General features: G+C 58.7%; 11 protein-coding genes. 2 read left to right on the forward strand and 9 right to left on the reverse strand.

All coding sequences use genetic code 11. The features are described 5' to 3' along the window. Positions 1-204 precede the first annotated feature (204 nt). Together FE840_RS20030 and FE840_RS20035 are read left to right on the forward strand one after the other, a co-directional pair. Positions 205-3582 carry a hybrid sensor histidine kinase/response regulator gene (locus FE840_RS20030; RefSeq protein ID WP_138287677.1) on the forward strand — a complete coding sequence of 1126 codons (3378 nt, stop codon included), beginning with the start codon at positions 205-207 and terminating at the stop codon, positions 3580-3582. Further along, positions 3575-4495 carry a response regulator transcription factor gene (locus FE840_RS20035; protein WP_138287676.1) on the forward strand — a complete coding sequence of 307 codons (921 nt, stop codon included), beginning with the start codon at positions 3575-3577 and terminating at the stop codon, positions 4493-4495. Before FE840_RS20030 ends, FE840_RS20035 begins: the two co-directional genes overlap by 8 nt. A gap of 30 nt (positions 4496-4525) precedes the next feature. On the opposite strand, the gene FE840_RS20040 is transcribed toward FE840_RS20035, so the two are convergent. From FE840_RS20040 to nirD, 9 genes are all read right to left on the reverse strand, one after another. Next, a complete protein-coding gene (locus tag FE840_RS20040) occupies positions 4526-5824 on the reverse strand; it encodes a hemolysin family protein (RefSeq protein ID WP_138287675.1) in 1299 nt (432 codons plus the stop codon). A 216-nt stretch (positions 5825-6040) separates the two neighbouring features. Then, positions 6041-7261: an FAD-binding domain-containing protein gene (locus FE840_RS20045; RefSeq protein ID WP_138287674.1), complete on the reverse strand. Its 1221-nt coding sequence runs from the start codon at positions 7259-7261 to the stop codon at positions 6041-6043. Between the two features lie 49 nt (positions 7262-7310). Further along, positions 7311-8582 carry an ABC1 kinase family protein gene (locus FE840_RS20050; protein ID WP_343058676.1) on the reverse strand — a complete coding sequence of 424 codons (1272 nt, stop codon included), beginning with the start codon at positions 8580-8582 and terminating at the stop codon, positions 7311-7313. A gap of 452 nt (positions 8583-9034) precedes the next feature. Further along, positions 9035-10018 carry a PDR/VanB family oxidoreductase gene (locus FE840_RS20055; protein WP_138287672.1) on the reverse strand — a complete coding sequence of 328 codons (984 nt, stop codon included), beginning with the start codon at positions 10016-10018 and terminating at the stop codon, positions 9035-9037. 46 nt (positions 10019-10064) lie between these two features. Next, entirely contained in the window at positions 10065-10808 is a 744-nt protein-coding gene (locus FE840_RS20060) for a GntR family transcriptional regulator (RefSeq protein ID WP_138287671.1), read from the reverse strand. Positions 10809-10811: 3 nt separating this feature from the next. Next, on the reverse strand, positions 10812-11873 hold the full coding sequence (locus FE840_RS20065) for an aromatic ring-hydroxylating dioxygenase subunit alpha (protein ID WP_138287670.1): 1062 nt from the start codon (positions 11871-11873) through the stop codon (positions 10812-10814). Between the two features lie 137 nt (positions 11874-12010). After that, complete coding sequence (locus FE840_RS20070) at positions 12011-13180, reverse strand: SAM-dependent methyltransferase (protein ID WP_138287669.1); 1170 nt, start codon at positions 13178-13180, stop codon at positions 12011-12013. Then, positions 13152-15809 carry a nitrate reductase gene (locus FE840_RS20075; protein ID WP_138287668.1) on the reverse strand — a complete coding sequence of 886 codons (2658 nt, stop codon included), beginning with the start codon at positions 15807-15809 and terminating at the stop codon, positions 13152-13154. Before FE840_RS20075 ends, FE840_RS20070 begins: the two co-directional genes overlap by 29 nt. Positions 15810-15813: 4 nt before the next feature. After that, entirely contained in the window at positions 15814-16143 is a 330-nt protein-coding gene (gene nirD, locus FE840_RS20080; RefSeq protein WP_138287667.1) for a nitrite reductase small subunit NirD, read from the reverse strand. Between the last annotated feature and the right edge of the window lie 108 nt (positions 16144-16251).

The following is a 16251-nucleotide window of genomic DNA, read 5'->3' on the forward strand; positions in this document are numbered from 1 at the left end:
GTCCCGTAGTCTCCCCAACATGTGCAGCAGAGCAGGCAGGAAATCCAACAACACCAATAGCTTGAAAGAACAGTTCGTTTGCCCCGCATGATGGAAAACACAGCAGCGGAATTGTTACTTCAAGAAATGGTACGGGATTTGCTTCTTTACTCACCTGACCCGACAGGACCTTGACTTGCCGGGTCAGGACACAAGGGGGACGAATTGAATCAGGCCGAGCGGATTCCCAGAATTCGGCGGACCTACAACAAATGGGTCGCCAACCAGACTTTGGAGGATTACGCCCTCAGGTTCACCGCCCATGAGGTGCGGCGGTTTTCGCCGGGCCGGATCGCCAATACGGCACTGGGCGCGATTTCCTTTCTGGCGCTCGAAGCCATTGGCGGGGCCATTACGCTCAGCTACGGCTTCACCAATGCGACCCTTGCCATCCTGGCCGCCTGCTCGGTCATGCTGATTATCGGCATTCCGATTGCCTATAACGCAGCCCGATATGGCGTCGACATAGACCTTCTGACGCGAGGCGCCGGCTTCGGCTATCTCGGTTCCACCGTCACCTCCCTGATCTATGCCTGCTTCACCTTTCTCTTCTTTGCCATCGAGGCGGCCATTATTGCCAAGGCACTGGAGCTCATAACTGGACTGCCGCTGACCATCGGCTATATCGTCAGCGCCGTTGCCATTATTCCGCTCGTCACCCATGGCGTTACCTTCATCAGCCGCTTCCAGGCCTGGACGCAGCCTTTCTGGATCGTCCTGCAACTGGCCCCTTTCGTCTTCATTGCGGCTCAGGGCCTGGAACCGGTCCGCGCCTGGACCGGCTATACGGGCCTGTTCGGACCTGTCGACCATAGCTTCGACATTCATCTCTTCGGACTGTGCTCGGCTGTGGTCTTTTCCCTGGCGGCCCAGATCGGCGAACAGGTGGATTACCTGCGCTTTCTGCCGAAGAGCACAGCGGAAAACCGGATCCGTTGGTGGATTGCGCTCCTGAGTGCCGGGCCCGGCTGGATCGTGATTGGCGGCCTGAAGATCCTCGCCGGCTCCTTCCTCGCCTATTACGCATTCCGCAACGGTGTCCCCTTCGAGGACGCGGCAGATCCAACGCGGATGTATCTGACCGTTTTTGAACAGATGCTGTCCTCACCAGAGTTTGCACTGGGGGTAACGGGCGTCTTTGTGGTGATCTGCCAGGTGAAGATCAATGTGACCAATACCTACGCCGGCTCCATAGCCTGGTCGAATTTCTTCTCGCGCCTGACCCACAGTCATCCGGGCCGCGTGGTCTGGCTGGTGTTCAATGTCATGATCGGGCTGCTCCTCATGGAATTCGGCATCTACAAGGCGCTCGAGACCGTGCTTGGGCTCTATTCGATCGTGGCCATTGCCTGGACAGCCTCGATTGCCGCCGATCTTATGATTGCCAAACCGCTTGGGCTGTCACCGTCGATCATCGAGTTCAAGCGCGCCCATCTCTACGACATCAACCCTGTCGGCTTCGGTTCGATGATTATCTCGGCCCTTGCCGGATTTGCTGCCTATGGCGGCCTGATGGGTGAGCTTGCGACGAAGATCTATATCTATGTCGCTCTCGCGCTTCCCTTCCTGCTTGTGCCACTCATCGCCAGAGCTACGAAAGGTCGCTATTACATCGCCAGGACCAGCAATATCCATGGAGATGCGCGGGGTCGAAGCGGATGCGCGATCTGCGAGCACAATTTCGACAACGAGGACATGGCCCATTGCCCGGCCTATTCGGGTCCGATCTGCTCTCTGTGCTGCTCGCTCGATGCCCGCTGTCACGACATGTGCAAGACGGATGCACGGATCAGTCAGCAGGTGAGATCCCTTGCTGAAGCCTGGCTGCCTGAACGGGCTGCAAATGCGGTCCATGGCAGCGTCATGCGCTATCTTGCTCTTTTCACAATCGTCAACGCCTTCATGGGCAGCGTGTTCTGGCTCATCCACTTCCAGAGCACGATAGAGAACCCGGCCACCGCGCATCTGATCGGTTTCGAACTCTGGAAGCTTTACATCATCCTCTTCATTCTGGCTGGCATCGTGACCTGGCTCTTTGTCCTGGCACAGGAAAGTCGTGAATTTGCGGAGGAAGAGGCCTCGCGCCATACGCGGCTGCTCATGGATGAGATCAAGGCGCATGAGGAAACCGACCGGCAATTGCAAAAGGCCAAGGAGGCAGCGGAATCGGCCAATCTGGCCAAGAGCAAATATGTGGTGGGGCTTAGTCACGAGCTTCGGACACCGCTGACGGCGATCCTCGGCTATGCCCAGGTGCTCGAACGTCAGCAGGGCATGCCGAACTTCGTGCACAACGCCGCACGCACCATCAAGCGCAGTGGCGAGCATCTGGCCGATATGATCGAGGGTCTTCTCGACATATCCAAGATCGAGGCCGGTCGGTTCGAAATCTACCGTCACAAGATAGCGCTCGGCCCCTTCCTCGATCAGATCGTCGACATGTTCAGCCTTCAGGCCCAGGCCAAGGGCATCTCATTTGAATTTCATGCGACCTCTACCCTGCCCGACTATGTCTACACGGATGAGAAGCGGCTTCGGCAGGTGCTGATCAATCTCCTCTCGAATGCCATTAAGTTCACGCACCAGGGGCAGGTCTCCCTGTCGCTGTCCTATCGTGGACAGGTTGCAACCTTCGATATCGAGGACACGGGTGTCGGGATCAGGCGGGCTGATCTGGACAGGATCTTTCTGCCCTTTGAACGCGCAGAACAGCCCGATGACAAGGTGCAGCCACCCGGTACCGGACTGGGGCTGACAATCACCAAACTCCTGGTGGACATCATGGGCGGGGATTTGAAGCTTTCGAGCCAACCGGGCAAGGGCACACGGTTCACGATCCGTCTCATGTTGTCGGAAGCACAACGACCGGATGACATGGCGGCCCCTGCCCTGGCGATTGCAGGCTATGAGGGGCGACGCCGAACGGTGCTGATGGCAGATGACGATCCCACGCAGCGCGCGCTTATGGAAGAGGTTCTGACACCGCTCGGCTTCTCGGTCGTGACAGTCAATGACGGACCAGCCTGCCTTTCCAATCTCGCCTTGCATCGACCCGATATCGTCATTCTCGATCTCGGCATGCCAAGCATGTCCGGCTGGGAGGTCGCCCGCAGGATACGCCAGCGACACGGGCGGGAGCTGCCGATCCTGATCCTGTCGGCCGATGCGGGAAATGAGCGGACAAGGCCGGACTATGCCGAACTGTTCGATTCCTACCTGATCAAGCCGTTCAGTTTCGAAGAACTGTTCGAACGGCTCGCCACGCTCATCCCGCTGACCTGGATACTGGACGACGGCATCCATGTGGAAGCGGCCCAGCGAGCGTCTTTCGCGCCCGAAGAGCTTCCAGATCCAAAGAAGCTGCAACAACTGAAGACCCTTGGTGAGACCGGATTTGTACGATCGATCGAAGCCATGCTGAACGATCTGGAAATCTCATCACCGGACACCGAGCGGTTTTGCAGACATATGCGTCAACTGGCCACCAACTACCGCCTTCGGGAGTTTCTGGCGATCATTGAGGATAGCAAGCAAGATGCCTGACGCTTTCGACAAAAACCGGGTTCTGATCGTTGACGATTCCATTGATGCGCTCGGCATGCTGTCAGACGCGCTCAGTCTGGAGGGGCTGGAGGTTCTGACGTCGAACAGTGGGCGCCAGGCCATAACGGTGGCAACCTCCAGGGCACCCGATATCGTCTTGATGGATGCCATGATGCCAGGGCTCGACGGTTTCGAGACATGCCGGATCCTGAAGGCGGCCCGAGGTTTCGAAGACCTGCCCGTGATTTTCATGACCGGCTTTAACGAAAATGAGCATGTCGTCAGGGCATTGGCAGCAGGTGGTGTCGATTTCGTCAGCAAGCCAATCCTGCTTGACCAGCTGTTTGCTCGCATGCGGGTGCATCTCAGCAATTCGAAGCGCTCTCGCTCGGCCCGACATGCACTCGATTCCACCGGGCGATGGATTGTCGCCTGTGACCCGAACGGGATGATTGCATGGTCGACACCCCAGGCGGCAGAACTCCTGGCAAAGGTCGGTATCAGGGCCGATAGCAACAGCTATCTGCCACTTGAAATCCTCTCATGGCTGGGAGAGCCGGCACAACATGGACAGAGCGGCAATCCGAACAGTTTCCACTATGGGCGCCTCGGCCATGACATCGAGTTCAGACGGCTTTCTGATCATCAAGGAGAAGAGATCCTCCTGCGCCTGATCGACAGACATCGCGGCGCCGACGAGGAGCAGCTTGCCCGCGCGTTCGGATTGACGCTGAGGGAGGCCGAGGTGCTGCTCTGGGTTGCCCATGGCAAGTCGAACAAGGAAATTGCCGACATCCTCGAAATGTCACCGCGCACGGTGAACAAGCATATGGAGCAGATCTTCAACAAGCTGGCCGTCGAGAAGAGGACATCGGCTGCGACCCTTGCGGTCCGCGTCCTGTGGCGGGAATAGCTGACTGGCGAACGGGATCAGCTTACGCCATCAACCTTGCTGGTCCTTTTGCTGGACTGCAGGAGTGACCAGCAATTTGTCGATCCGCCGCCCATCCAGGTCGATGACCTCGAAACGCCAGTCAGCCGCTGTAAAGCTCTCGCCCAGGGCCGGCAGGCGCTTCAACCTGTCGATGACGAAACCGGCAACCGTCTCGTAATCAGGCTCCTCTTCGAGACGCAACCCGATTTCGTCCGTGAATTCATCGATGGCCATCCAACCGGCGACAAGGTAGGAACCGTCTTCCCGCTTGATGAAGGCGGGTTCTTCGGTATCGCCTTCCTGGAAAACGCCGGTGATCGCCTCAAGAATATCGCCGGACGTGATGATCCCTTCGAAATGGCCATATTCGTCATAGACGAGGACCATATGGGAGGCTGCGCGACGCAAGGCAGCAATAACGTCCAAGGCCCCTGTGCGGTCCGAAACGACGGGGGCTTCGCGCATCAGTTTGAGCAAGTCCAGCTCATCTGCGCCCAGAAGGGCGGCCAGAGCCTCCCGAACGAAGACGACGCCGAGAACTTCGTCAGAGGATCCGTTGCGGATCGGAAGCCGCGACCGCTGCGTCATGCGCAGTTGCCTGCGGATCTCGTCGAACCCATCCTCGATATCGATCACCTCGACATCGCGGCGCGGTGTCATCAATCCCCTTGCCGTGCGATCGGCAAGACGCATGACACCGGAGATCATTTCCGATTCTTCGGTTTCGATGACACCCGCGTCATGGGCCTCTGCAAGAACGCTGCGGATTTCCTCGTCTGTCATCCGCTCATCGGACTTGCCACCTTGTCCCAGGACTACAAGGACAAAATTGCCGGATGTATTGAGCAGCCAGACCAGAGGCCATGCAATCCTTGACAGGAGCATCATCGCAGGCGCCACCTTGGATGCCACCGCCTCAGGGGCCCTCAATGCGATCTGCTTGGGGACCAGCTCGCCCACAATCAAAGACAGATAGGTGATGGCCACGACAACGGCACCGACCCCAAGACCATCAGCCAAGGTTTCCGAAAGGCCCTGGAGCTCAAGCCAAGTTGCCAATCTTGCACCCAGTGTTGCACCGGAAAACGCACCTGAAAGGACACCAACCAGGGTAATGCCGATCTGCACCGTCGAGAGAAATCGTCCTGAATTCTCCGCCAGACGCAGGGCTGTGATCGCACCCTTGCTACCCTGATCCGCCAGAATTTTCAGACGGACCGGCCGGGATGAAACAATCGCCAGCTCCGACATGGCAAGTACGCCGTTGAGAAGCGTGAGCAGGATAACAATGGTGATTTCGGTTAGCACGAGAAACCTATGGGTTTTATCGAAACAACCGGAAGCGAAATACTCCGATCATCTGGAACGCCAGGAATGAGGTCGCCCCTCCGTCGCACATGGAGCGTGATGATGTCCGCAAGCGCCGGCTTCGATCCTCCCCATATAGTGAACTCGGGTCGCTCTGTGCAACGGGCTCGTGCAGGAAAAACAAATGCCGGCAGCTCCGGAAGCTTGTGTGACAACTCAGCTGCGATCCAGAGTTCGCAGAATATGCGGGATCTGCTTCTTGACCTTGAAGAAGCCGGCCGTTGCGTGAGGCCAGATCATCTCATCCCAGGGGCGGCGCCACTCTGAAAACCTGATGCCATTTGCGACAAGTAACGGACGGGCTTTCTCCAACCAGTCTTGGAATGGTCCACGAGTGACATAGGGGGTCACGATCTGATGCAAATTCTGCTTGAGCGCCACGCGCACAAGATCCTCCGGGTGACCTGCATCCATCCGTGTTGCGGTCAGGCCCAGACGGGTCACCGTATCATCAAGGGCTCCGGCTTCAAATCTCGCGACATGGTCACAGACCGGTCTTGGCGAACGCAGATGGCTTGTCGTCAGGCTGACGGTCGCGCCTATGTCGAGCGCGGCGATATTCTGGGGATCGATCATGCAGTCCTCGTCGCTCACCAATAAAAGGGAGGGCGTCGCAGGCTCCGGTTGCTCGATGGAGCGCAGGGGCTGAACCGGGGGCAGGCCATCCGGCTCTTGCACCTCGAGGCCCTCGACAACCTCGGCGAGGTCAGTGGAGCGCGGCTGAAAGCGCCGAGCCGTATAGGTCGCGATATTCTGAGCATCGGCAGCATAGGGCTTGCCGCGGGTGTGGAGGCCGGCGACCCAACGCCAACCCAGGGTGTTTGACGCAGCATCGCCATCAAGAAGGTGGCGATAGAAGAAATCGGCACCCACCCGCCAGGGCAGGTCGAGTGTGAATATCCAGATCGAGGCAAACCACATACGGGCATGATTGTGGAGATAGCCCGTGTCGACGAGTTCACGGGCCCAGGCATCGAAGCATTCGATGCCGGTTCGACCGGTCTCCGCCTGCTCCACCCTTCGAGCCAGCCGTCTGTCACGTTCCAGGGCCGCCAGATCGTCGGAAAGTCCCGTGACATAACTGGTCCAGACCGATGGCCGGCGCTCCAGCCAGCCCTTGAAATAACCGCGCCAGATCACCTCTTCGATGAGTTTCTCAGCGGCATCAGCACCATGGGCAGCCAGAGCCACGCGAACGAGTTCTTCCTCGGTCACCAATCCTCTTCGGATGTAGGGCGACAACATCGAGACGGCATGGTGCTGACCGGGGCCATGATCATAGTTTCGACCGTCGGCATAACGGCGCCCCATACGGGGGATGAAGGCCCGCATGATTTCAAGACCATGTGCTCTTGTGGCCGGAAAGGCATCTGTCATCGGAAAAGCCTCTGGAAAACAGGGTGGATCCGCTCAGTCAAGGTGAACATCAGCGATAGGGTTCGACCAGATCGCGCAATGGCACTCGGGCCTTCAGCTTTGCCGCCATCAGATACATGCCTCCGATCTTTCTATGCAGGAACAGAGTTGACGCTGGCGGGACATGCAGGAGATCCCGTTCATTCCCGATCGCCAGCCCCTTGTTGCGCAAGCGCTCGAGGAGGTCGGAACTGCCAAAATCGAAGGGTTCTGCCTGACGCAGAGGTTCCATCGCCATGACGAACATCTCCTGGATCAGATCCTGGTGCCGGCGTGTCGTCTTTGGAGAAAAATAACCGATCTCCAGCATGGCGCGGTGGATTTCTTCACCCTGCCCCTCGAGGCCGGCATTCAGAAGCCGGCGAAAGGCCGCTTGAAGGTCACCGGGAATGCTGCGCACGGCGCCGAAATCGAGAAGCACGATAGCGCCTGCCACCCGGTCCATGCGATAATTGGCGAGGTTCGGATCAGTCTGCATTGTGCCGAAGTCGAACAGTTCGCGCAGGACAAGATCGATCAGCGCCCGGGCCACCTCGTCGCGTTTCGCCTGGGTCGCGTGAACGAGGCTTTCGAGAGGGCGGCTTTCGACAAAGCCCATGGCAAGCACAGAGGGCGAGCTGAACTCTTTGTTATATGTCGGCACGCGAAAGGCGTCAGCACCCGCCAGGAGCATGCCGAAATGCTGCAGATGGCCGGCCTCCCGGCAATAATCGGCCTCATCATGCAGTTGCTGCCTGGCTTCGCTCAGAAGCGGCGTGATATCGAGCCCTCTTGGCAGCAGCCCCGGCATGCGCAACAGGGTTGCCACATTGTCGAGATCGCTGTCGATGCTTTCGCGGACCCCGGGATACTGAACCTTGATGGCAAGATGTTCACCGTCCAGCGTTTCGGCCCTGTGCACCTGCCCGATCGATGCAGCCGCGATCGGGCGGGGATCAAAGCGACGAAATCGCGATTGCCAGCCTTTGCCCCAGGCCCCGTTCAGGACTTTCTGCAATTGTGCATGAGGCATGTGGCGGGCGTCGTCGCGCAGAGCAGTCAGGATGGCCGTCAATTCGGGTGACAGCACAAGACCGGTATCCATTGACAGCATCTGGCCGACCTTCAGGGCTGCCCCGCGCATTCGCGACAGGCCTTCCGTCAGTCGGCCCGCATTGGCAGGCGTCAACAGCAGATCGGCCAGTGCGGGTCTTTTACCCTCAGCCATCTGGCGAATGCCGCCTGCAACAACACCACCGGCCATGCCGGTCGCGATGCCACCAAGTTCAAGAAGACGTGCCACGCGACTGCTCGGCACTGCTGAAGCCTGTCTCAATGGCCGATCATTCGTCATCTATTGCCCCGCACATTCCTCGCCAGAAATGGCGCAGCCTGATCCATCGTCAAGATGCCGCGACAGGAACCCTGCCATGTACGGGATGAAGACATCCCAAGGGTGTGGAAAAGCGGGGACCTTCGAGACATGATTAGAGAACGCCTATGATCCGATCGCCGGATGTCTCATTGCCCTTTCGAAGATGACACACCGGTTATATCCATGGCCGACAGGACAGCGTCCGCGTCATTCTGCGCGCGCTCGGTCAGGGTGGAAACATTCTTGCCTTCTGCGGCGACCCTGTCTCACTGACGCTGGAAGGTCCAGGTCGGCCGGTCGGGCCGGAACACTGACCCTTTCCGTCGGGTCGCGCCCTTTCGGGTCGCAGACCATTATGTTGGACGTTAGCTGACATGCTTTCAGGCTGCGGCCTGCTCGCGTCGGTACCCAGTATCGATCGTAATCTTGCCACCACAGGCACGCGAAACACAGGCACACATCTTTTGAGCCTCGTGACGCTCTTCGTCGGAGAAGAAGACATCCCGATGGTCAAGCGGGCTGTCAGCCTCGACTATGGATACGGCGCATAGCCCGCATTCCCCGCGACGACAGTCATAAATCATGTCGACACCGGCCTCCATCAGGGCATCCAGCATGGTCTGGTCGGCATTGACGGCAACCGTCTTGCCAAGCCCCGCCACGGTGACTTCGAATGGCTGCTCGACAAAGCGGCCGCTATCGCCAAAAACCTCGAAACGGAGACGACTCATCGGACGTCCGCTTTTTTGCCAGGTCGACCGTGCCGCTTCAAGAAGTCCATGGGGCCCGCAGATATAGACTTCGCCATCAAGCGGTAGAGAACTGAATTCCCTTTCCAGATCGAAAGCCTGTCCGTCATCCTGGACAAATGTCTCCAGCCGGTCGCCCAGTTCGGCTTTAAGCTCGTCCAGAAACGCCATCTGGCTGAGGCTTTTGGCACCATAGATCAGTCGGATCGACTGGCCGCGTGCTGCGAGAGATTTCGCCATGCCGTAGATCGGCGTGATGCCGATCCCGCCGGCAATCAGCAGATAATGTGATGCGCGCCAGGACAATTCGAAGCGGTTTTCCGGCTCGGTCATTTCCGTTTCATCACCGATCGAAAGCGACCAGATGAAAGCAGATCCGCCGCGACTGTTGGGGTGCAGCTTTACGGCAATCCGCAAGGTGCCGGCGTCACTCGGGATGACGGTGTAGGTGCGGATCGCCGGCTGACCCTTCACCATCACCTTGATATTGGTGTGGGAACCAGGGTCAAATGCCGACTCTAACCCCTCCACGGCAAAGGTCACGGCACGGACATCCTCTGCTGGCGTATCGATTGCGATGACGCGCGCCTTCCGCCATTCCTGTTTTGACCGCATTTCACTCCTCCTCAGTCACTGCTGCCGCATAAGGCGCCACGAAGGCTCAGACGGCCATCAAGGCCAGGGCAGCCATTCTGCTTCTCAGATCAGGTTGTTCCTCAAGAACAAAGTCGAGATTTTGCCGCGCCAGTCTTGCATGTTCACGCGCCAGAGCTTCTGCACGAGCCCCTTCGCGCATCAAAATGGCAGAAACGATTGCCCGGTGCTGCGCCTGCCCGACCAGCAAGGTTCGATGAAATGCGGGCACGTCGAGATCCGCATTGACGAAGGCATTGGGATTGGCGAAGGGAAGGCTTGCCATACGGCTCACCTCCTTGGCCACGATCTGGCTTCCGCTCAATTCCCAGAGCAGGCGGTGAAACTTGCCGTTCAAAGCCTCGTAACGGTCGAGATCCATACCATCCGGCCCCACACCGACGGCATCATCCAATGCGTCCAGGACATCGCTGATCGCCTTGATGCGTTGTGGCGGCACGCCACGCTCGGCAGCCAATCTGGCGGCTGTTCCTTCCAGCACGCCTCTCAGTTCGATCGAGTCGGTAACATCCTGACGGCTGAAGGACCGCACCGCATAGCCACCGGACGGAATGAGCTCAACCAGCCCCTCCTGCTCCAGTTTCTGAAGTGCTGCTCTGAGCGGCGTTCGCGAGACATCAAGCCTTGCGGACAGCGCCACCTCTGACAGTCGCTCTCCCGGTTGGATATCACCCTTGAGCACCAGGTCACGCAGGCCCGTCAGCGCCCTTGCCGACTGCTGCTTGGGCGCACTGTCCCGCTCATCCGTCATAGGCTACTCCGCCGCGATAGTACGAGGCGCAGAACTGGCACCGGCCTCAGCGTCAATCATGCGGTCGATCAGCTTGCGCGCCCACATCGATCCGGCATCGATATTGAGATTGTAGAACTTATGATCGGGATTGGCGTCGATCGCTTCCTGCTGGGCTTCCAGGACCAGTTCGTCCTCACAAAACACACCGGCCACGCCTTCGCGCAGCTCGTGGGTTCTGGCCTGATTGCCAAGATCATAATTGCGGGCGAAGGCCCAGAAGTAGAGACAGGTCTTGTCAGTCGACGGGGTAATCGTGTTGAGCACATAGCCGTTCACGCCCTTGGAACGATCGCCCTGTGGTGCACCGCTTCCCGCTTCCGCAACACCCACGTCAATCGTCACCGTGCAGGGCGCTTCGAACCGGATGATCTGCCACCGGTCAACCTTACCCTCCTTGCCATACTGCTTCTTCCAGAATGGCGGCGGGTCGATGTTTTCCATCCAACGGGTGATAAAGGCAAAGCGATCGGAATGGCTTGCCTCGAAAGGAGCCTCCGCGACAGCACGATTGCCGATGGACGAGCCATGGACAAAGGTCTCATGCGTCAGGTCCATCAGGTTGTCGACGACCAGTCGATAATCGCATTTCACTTCGATCATCTTGCCATCGGCCGCCCATTCCGGATCCTGGTTCCAGTGCATGTCGGGGATGAGTGCCGGATCGGCCAATGCCGGATCGCCGGGCCAGATCCAGACGAATCGATGCTTTTCCGCGATCGGATAGGATTTCACACAGGCTGACGGGTTGATGGTATCCTGGGACGGCATGTAGACGCAGCGACCCGTCTCATCGAATTCAAGACCATGATAGCCGCAAACGACATTGTCGCCTTCCAGACGCCCGAGCGAAAGCGGCACAAGGCGATGCCAACAGGCATCGGCCAGAGCAACCGGACTTCCGTCTTTTTTCCGGTAAAGCACCACGGGCTTGTTGCAGATGCGGCGCGCAAGAAGCGCATGCTTCAATTCGACATCATAGGCTGCGGCATACCACGCATTCAGCGGAAAGGTCGGTCTGGTCATGTTTGCGTCCTCCTCGATTGCCCAAGGAAAACACATTGTATACATGAAGTCAAATATCAGGAGAATGAAAGGCGTTTTTCTTCCGATAATTCCGTCATTCCACACTTTCTGTATACACTAGGTTCGCTCTTCGCTGCTTAATGACGGCTCACCGCTTGCTGCCATTGATCCGGACGGAGCGGGGTCGTCGGCTGAACTCTCCCAAATTCGGTTGCGGGGACCGGAAGGGGTGTACTGCCGGAATCGGCAAGTCGGGCGACACCGGCCACCATATCCACATCAACCCCAAGACTGCTCAGGGACTGCCGCAGGCTGAGCGCAGGCTGCTCGTGGCGAGGGTCCCCGGCCACAAGCCAAGCAACGGTACGACCGTCTCGAACAAGGTCCGTGACGATTTCCTCAAGCTTTCCGTCAGAAGGCCCCTGCTCGATCATCAGGCGTCGGGCTTCTCGCCTGGAGAGTTCGAGGACCTCTTTGGCAATCATCCTGTCATGCAAAATGACATCGGCTTGCTGCAGGGCGCGAACGGCTTTCAATGTCAAAAGCGCGGCATCGCCCGGGCCTGTGCCGACAATGATCAGACGTCCGGCCAAAGCGGATTTCGACAGATCCATGGCATCCTCGATCAGGATGTCCTTCATGTCTTCGTCTGGTGGCCCGTTCGAACTGAAGGCATAATCCACGAACCTCTCCCAGAAGGCACGTCGGCCCGGGCCGGGGTCCAGCATATCGTTGATCTGTTCGCGGAGCCGCTGGGCAAGCTCCGCCCAGCCTTTCAGCGACGGGGGCAGCAATGTCTCGATCCGTCTGCGGATTGCCTGCGCCAGGATGGGTGCTGCCCCATCCGTGGAAATCGAGACAATAACAGGCGAGCGATTGACGATAGATCCGAACTGGAACTGACAATAACGGGGCTTGTCGATCACATTGACCGGAACCCCGGCGGCGCGTGCGGCACAATAGAAGGCTTTAGCTTCTTCATCCTCCTCGCAATCGGCAAGTGCCATGGCCGATCCGGCGAAGATGCCGATATGCCAGACATGGGAATGGTGAACCAGGCTCCCACATTCCCCGCCGCGCTGGGCGATCAGTTCCGCCATGGCCTCTCCGACATCAGCATCAGGGCAATAGAGGTGGACCTCCGCACCACAGGCCATGAGGAGCTCGGCCTTCCAGGCGGCACCATCCGATCCCCCTGCGAGCACGACCCGGCGCCCTTCCAACTGCCAGAACACCGGAAGCTTGGCCAAGGGTTCAATCTTCGAACGGAGAGGCTGCCTATTCTGCGGCGATCGGCTGGTGCGCATCAATGATCCTCCTGATTTCGGGGCGACAGGAACCGCAATTGGTACCTGCCGACAGGGCCTCGCCCACCGCCTCGACAGACATGCACCCAAGTGAGGCTGCCTGGGCAATCTGATTGGCTCCAACCCCGAAGCAAGCGCAGACGATAGCGCCGGGATCGGGCCTGTTTCGCCCCGGACGCCCGGCCAGAACGTCCTGATATTCAGTGGACTTGGAGATGTCTTTCATCAACTGGCTCGCCAGCCAGTCCCGGGAGGCGGAAACGGGCCGTCTATCGACATGGATCGCCGCAACAAGGTGTCCTGCTGAAGTAAAAGCGATCCGCACCTGCCCAGTTGCCTCATCGCGATAGTTCGCGACCTGCGCATCTTGCGCAATTCCCAGAGCAGCACGCGCCCACTTTTCCCAATCCAATACGGACTGATCCAGGGCGAATTCCGTACGCCATCCATGTTCGGCCTTGCCAATTGCCCAGTAGCTGCATTCATCCAGCACTGGCTTGGCGATGCTCACTGCAAAACCATAGGCCTTGGCCTCGTATCGCGTGATGGCCACCCGGGCCTGTTTCAGTGCCGGTTGCCCGGATATCGGATCGACCAGTGGCGGGACGAGGGTATCAATACGTCCGAGAGATGACGTTTCCGCGGTCCAGTGCATGGGCACAAAAACCGAACCACGCTGCTGCCGCTCTGTGATCAAGGCACGCAGCAGCACGCCTTTGTTGCTTCCACCGCGCACATCCACCAGATCAGCATCGGCAATGCCGACCTTTTCGGCATCAAGCGGATGAAGCTCGACAAAGGGTTCACCCATATGCGCCGAAAGCCGCGCACTTTTGCCGGTGCGCGTCATCGTGTGCCAGTGGTCCCGCACGCGTCCGCTATTGAGGATGAATTCCTGCTCGTTGGCATGATGTGCCGGCATGCTGGGCTTGACCGGCACGAGGCGAGCGCGATTGTCGCCATGATAAAACACGCCATCACCGAAGAAGCGTGTCTCGGAGGGCGCTGTCCCCGCCCGCTGCGGCCATTGAAAGGGCTGCAAGGCGTCATAGGCCTCGCTTGTCACAGCCTCCCAGGCGCCAATATCGAAGTCGCGCATGCCGTTATTTTCGAAAGCGGAAAGTGCCGCATGCTCGGCGAAGATCTGATGCGGTTCGCTATAGTCGAACGCCTCGCCAAACCCCATCCGCCTTGCCACTTCCGAGATCTGCCACCAGTCGGGACGCGCCTCTTCTGGCGCTGACAAAAAGGCGCGTTGCCTCGAAATACGCCTTTCCGAATTGGTCACCGTTCCGGATTTTTCGCCCCAACCCGTCGCGGGCAAGAGCACATGGGCAAGGCGAGCCGTATCGGTATGCGCCACAATGTCGGAAACAACGACAAATGGGCAGGATCGGATTGCCTCTCGTACCCGGTCCGCATCCGGCATGGAGACGACAGGATTGGTCGACATGATCCAAAGGGACTTGATGCGGCCGTCGGCGACTGCATCAAACATGTCGACAGCCTTCAGACCTGGCCGTTGCGCTATGCTGGGAGCATTCCAGAACCGTTGAACGCGTTCGCGATCCGCTGCATTTTCGAGCGCCATATGAGCGGCCAGCATGTTGGAGAGCCCGCCGACTTCGCGCCCTCCCATCGCATTGGGCTGGCCCGTCAGCGAAAAGGGTCCCATGCCGGGGCGACCGATCCTGCCTGTTGCCAGATGGCAGTTCAGGATAGCATTGACCTTGTCGGTGCCGCAGGAGGACTGGTTGATCCCCTGACTGTAGCAGGTGACAACTTTCTCGGTCTCCGCAAACAACCGGAAGAATTCCCGGAGCTGCATGGACGGCAGACCAGTGGCTTCAATCAGGTCAGCCATTGATAAATCAACGGCGGCAAAGGCCTCGGCAAAGCCCGTCGTATGGCGTGCAATATAAGACTGGTCAATCGCTCCGGCCCGAACGAGGTGGGAAAACAATCCGGCAAAAAGCGCCACATCTGCGTCCGGACGAATGGCAAGGTGCAGGTCTGCAATATCTGTCGTTGAGGTGCGGCGAGGATCGATCACCACAACCTTCAGCCCTGGCCGACGCGCCTTTGCAGAAGCGATGCGCTGATAGAGCACCGGATGACACCAGGCCGTGTTGGAGCCAGCCAGAACGATGAGATCGGCCAATTCCAGATCCTCATAGCAACCCGGCACGGTATCGGCACCAAAAGCGCGTCGATGGCCGGCGACTGAGGACGCCATGCAGAGCCTTGAATTGGTGTCGATATTCGCTGACCCGACGAAGCCTTTCATCAGCTTGTTGGCCACATAGTAGTCCTCGGTCAAAAGCTGACCGGAAACATAGAAGGCCACTGAATCCGGACCATAGGCATCAATCGCTGCTGAAAAGCGAGCGGCCACCAGATCAAGGGCATCGTCCCACCGGGCCCTTCGACCATCGATCATGGGGAAGAGCGCCCTGCCATCAAGGTCCAGTGTTTCGCCCAAAGCCGAACCCTTGGAGCAAAGTCGACCAAGATTGGCGGGATGTTCCGGATCGCCGCGCACGCTGACGGCACCTGCATCATCGACAGTCGCGATCACCCCGCAGCCAACACCGCAATAGGGGCAGGTTGTGCGGGTTTCGCAAACCATGGGCTTACTCCGCCGCCACAAGCAGGCGATCAAGCGCGATCGAGAGCTGGCCATCGATGTTTCGGATCGGGATGGTGCGCACCGCACCTTCGTCGGCGCCAAGCGCTTGTCCCGTCTCTAGCGAGATCACCCAGTTGTGCAGCGGGCAGGTGACGGAGGCGCCATGCACGATGCCTTGGCTCAGCGGACCGCCTTTGTGCGGGCAATGATCCTCGATCGCAAAGACCTGGTTTTCGGCGGTGCGGAAGACGCCAATCTTGCCCTGTGGCGTCTTCACGCAACGGGCACCGCGCAGGGGAATGTCGTCGATCGTGCCGATGGCGATCCAGTTCATGGGGCATGCTCCTTGTTGTTCCACATTCACCCTCCCCTTCATGGGGAGGGTCGGACCGAAGGTCCGGGGTGGGGTGATAAGCTGCAATGATGGATCACCCCACCCGCG

Origin of the sequence: Peteryoungia desertarenae, assembly GCF_005860795.2 — a bacterium.
Lineage (GTDB): Bacteria > Pseudomonadota > Alphaproteobacteria > Rhizobiales > Rhizobiaceae > Allorhizobium > Allorhizobium desertarenae.

Coding starts and splice junctions, on each gene's coding strand:
- FE840_RS20035 (WP_138287676.1), top strand. CDS start 3,575: ATGCCTGACGCTTTCGACAAAAACCGGGTTCTGATCGTTGACGATTCC.
- FE840_RS20045 (WP_138287674.1), bottom strand. CDS start 7,261: ATGACAGATGCCTTTCCGGCCACAAGAGCACATGGTCTTGAAATCATG.
- FE840_RS20055 (WP_138287672.1), bottom strand. CDS start 10,018: ATGCGGTCAAAACAGGAATGGCGGAAGGCGCGCGTCATCGCAATCGAT.
- FE840_RS20060 (WP_138287671.1), bottom strand. CDS start 10,808: ATGACGGATGAGCGGGACAGTGCGCCCAAGCAGCAGTCGGCAAGGGCG.
- FE840_RS20065 (WP_138287670.1), bottom strand. CDS start 11,873: ATGACCAGACCGACCTTTCCGCTGAATGCGTGGTATGCCGCAGCCTAT.
- FE840_RS20070 (WP_138287669.1), bottom strand. CDS start 13,180: ATGCGCACCAGCCGATCGCCGCAGAATAGGCAGCCTCTCCGTTCGAAG.
- FE840_RS20075 (WP_138287668.1), bottom strand. CDS start 15,809: ATGGTTTGCGAAACCCGCACAACCTGCCCCTATTGCGGTGTTGGCTGC.
- nirD (WP_138287667.1), bottom strand. CDS start 16,143: ATGAACTGGATCGCCATCGGCACGATCGACGACATTCCCCTGCGCGGT.